The 2,537-nt window shown below is 48.4% G+C and carries 2 protein-coding genes and 1 pseudogene; 1 reads left to right on the plus strand and 2 read right to left on the minus strand.

The window, feature by feature from the left end; translation table 11 throughout:
* Positions 1-17 precede the first annotated feature (17 nt).
* Together cobM and lgt are read right to left on the minus strand one after the other, a co-directional pair.
* A complete protein-coding gene (gene cobM, locus WBA89_RS29945; RefSeq protein WP_424411313.1) occupies positions 18-797 on the minus strand; it encodes a precorrin-4 C(11)-methyltransferase in 780 nt (259 codons plus the stop codon).
* A 120-nt stretch (positions 798-917) separates the two neighbouring features.
* Positions 918-1,811, minus strand: a complete 894-nt coding sequence (lgt, locus tag WBA89_RS29950) for a prolipoprotein diacylglyceryl transferase (RefSeq protein ID WP_424411312.1) — start codon at positions 1,809-1,811, stop codon at positions 918-920.
* Between the two features lie 460 nt (positions 1,812-2,271).
* On the opposite strand from lgt, the pseudogene WBA89_RS29955 reads away from it, so the two are divergent.
* A pseudogene (locus tag WBA89_RS29955) lies at positions 2,272-2,537 on the plus strand (23S rRNA (adenine(2503)-C(2))-methyltransferase RlmN); the annotation flags it as partial.

The following is a 2,537-nucleotide window of genomic DNA, read 5'->3' on the forward strand; positions in this document are numbered from 1 at the left end:
TGACTACTGACTAATGACTACTGACGGAAAAGCCGATCGTGCTCTGGATGGTACAAGCGCGATCGCCCTTGGGCCTCTTTTCCCAACGCCGGACTAATTACATACATGGTCGTTCTAAACAAATTATGTTCGCGGGTAGCAACCGCCATTTTGTCAAGGGGAACCAGGACAATTTTTTCATCCGGCCAGCCCAAGCGATAACAAATCGCCACTGGTAAATCCGATGGATAATGTTCCATCAATTTAGCTCGAGCTCGATCGACATGGCGGGCACTCAAATACAGGCACAAACTCGCTTGATGGGCCGCTAAACTCGCCAATTCTTCGCGTGTTGGTACTTCAGTGCGGCCGCTAATTCGGGTCAAAATAATTGTCTGCACAACTCCGGGAACTGTCAACTCAATTTTAAGTTTTGCTGCGGCTAGTTGGAAAGCGCTAATTCCCGGAATTACCTCAAAAGCAATTCCCGCCTCGGCCAAAGCTTGCATTTGTTCGCCCACAGCCCCGTAGAGACAGGGATCGCCGGAATGGAGGCGGACGAGGCTTTTCCCGGCGCGCACTCGCTCCACCATCAAAGGTACAATCTCTTCGAGAGTCTTATCTGCAGTTTGGATAACTTCAGCATCTGCGCGCACTCCCTGCAAAATTTGCTCTGGAACTAGGGAATCGGCAAATAATATCACATCGGCTGCAGCCAGTAATTTTTGAGCCTTAACAGTCAACAAATCCGGGTCTCCCGGGCCTGCACCTACAATGTACACCCCTTTCAGGGGGGCTTCAATTTCTGTCAAACTCATGGCTGCTAAAAAATTTGCTAAATTTACCGGCGCTTCCGGATGCACCTATTTTGGCTGGAAGTAAGGGATGGTAGATGCACCCTGGTTTTGAACCCTAGAGATTAATTTCTCTGGGGTTTTTTATTGATCCTCTGGGGATTTGCGATCGACATTTGCCCGATCGCTATTGGGGGAGACAACATCGGGTAAAGGTCGATCGAGCAAATAAAGCCAAGCCAACCCGCCCAAACCTAACACAATTCCAGTCAAGCTTACCATCTGTGCAGCCCTGAGCGGCCCGAACATCAAACTATCAGTTCGCAACCCTTCAATCCAGACTCTACCGGAACTGTAAGCTGCCAGGTAAACCAAAAACAAAGCACCAATTTTCAACCTAATTTTTCCCTGCAAATCGCGGAAAAACAAAGTCAGAAGCAACCCAAATACTGTCAAATTCCACAGAGATTCGTAGAGAAATGTGGGGTGAAAGTATTCAAAATTAGCATAGGCGATCGGGCGGCTGTTTGGCGGAATATAAAGTTTCCAAGGTAAATCTGTAGGACTGCCAAAAGCTTCGGAGTTAAAGAAATTTCCCCAGCGCCCGATCGCCTGACCGAGAATTGCCGAAGGGGCTACTAAATCTGCCAATTGCCAAAAAGAAACTCGCTGGATTTTAGCAAAAATTAAAGCTGCGATCGTGCCGCCCAAAATCGCCCCGTGAATAGCAATTCCGCCTTTCCAAATCGCAATAATATCTTCAGGTCTTTGGGCGTATTGCGGCCACTCGAAAGCCACGTAATAAATTCGAGCGCAGGGAATAGCCCCCAGAACCAGCCAAATTGCTAAATCGCCCAGCAATTCTGGGTTGACGCGGCGCTTTTCGGCCAAATATTGGGACAAACTGACCCCAATTAAGACCGCAGAAGCTATCAACAGCCCGTACCAACGGATAGCTAGAGGGCCTAGTTGAAAAATTATCGGGCCTGGGGATGTAAATTGAAACGCTAAGGGCAGCGCAAGAATATCTAGCACCATAAAAGTTGCATTAATTGTGATGGAAAGCAGTCAGATTGCATACCCTAAAATAAACTCCAGAGTTTATTTTAGGGGGCTGCGGTCATTTACACGCAATATTTGGGGAATTTTGCCGAAAAATAACTTTTTGCGGATATTTTTGTCAGATCGGACGGCGGTTGAAACCGCGTCTACACGAACGAAGACGGCGAATAGAATTCGCGTCTACACGAACGAAGTCCGCCTCCGCGGACTGAAGAAAGATCAGACGGCGAATAGAATTCGCGTCTACACGAACGAAGTCCGCCTCCGCGGACTGAAGAAAACAAAGTAATTTTAACCGCCCGGTCTTCAACCCACGGAGGTGGGTTTTGTCTGTATAGACGCGGTTTCAACCGCCCGGTCTTCTTTAGGATGATTGCCAGCCGCTTTGGTCGAAAAGTTTTAGTATGGAGGGTGGCTTTAAATTTTCTGATGACCTATGCCTTCTACTTCCGTTTCTCAGGTGCACTCTTCTGGTAATTCCAGGGGTGCGAATCAGTCTCGCAAGACTGCTGCTTTGTCTGTTGAGTCTGGTAAAATTCCGCCGTTGTTGGGCGCGAGTTTGGCTGAGTTAACGGAGTGGGTGCAGCAAAACGGGCAACCCGCTTATCGCGGGAAGCAGTTGTACCAGTGGATTTATGAGAGAGGCGCGCGATCGATCTCTGAGATTTCTGTATTCTCTAAACAGTGGCGCGAGACTGTTGC

Origin of the sequence: Microcoleus sp., assembly GCF_049646505.1 — a bacterium.
Lineage (GTDB): Bacteria > Cyanobacteriota > Cyanobacteriia > Cyanobacteriales > Microcoleaceae > Microcoleus.

Excerpts from the sequence above, each read along its gene's own strand:
- cobM (WP_424411313.1), bottom strand. The coding sequence starts at position 797 with ATGAGTTTGACAGAAATTGAAGCCCCCCTGAAAGGGGTGTACATTGTA.
- lgt (WP_424411312.1), bottom strand. The coding sequence starts at position 1,811 with ATGGTGCTAGATATTCTTGCGCTGCCCTTAGCGTTTCAATTTACATCC.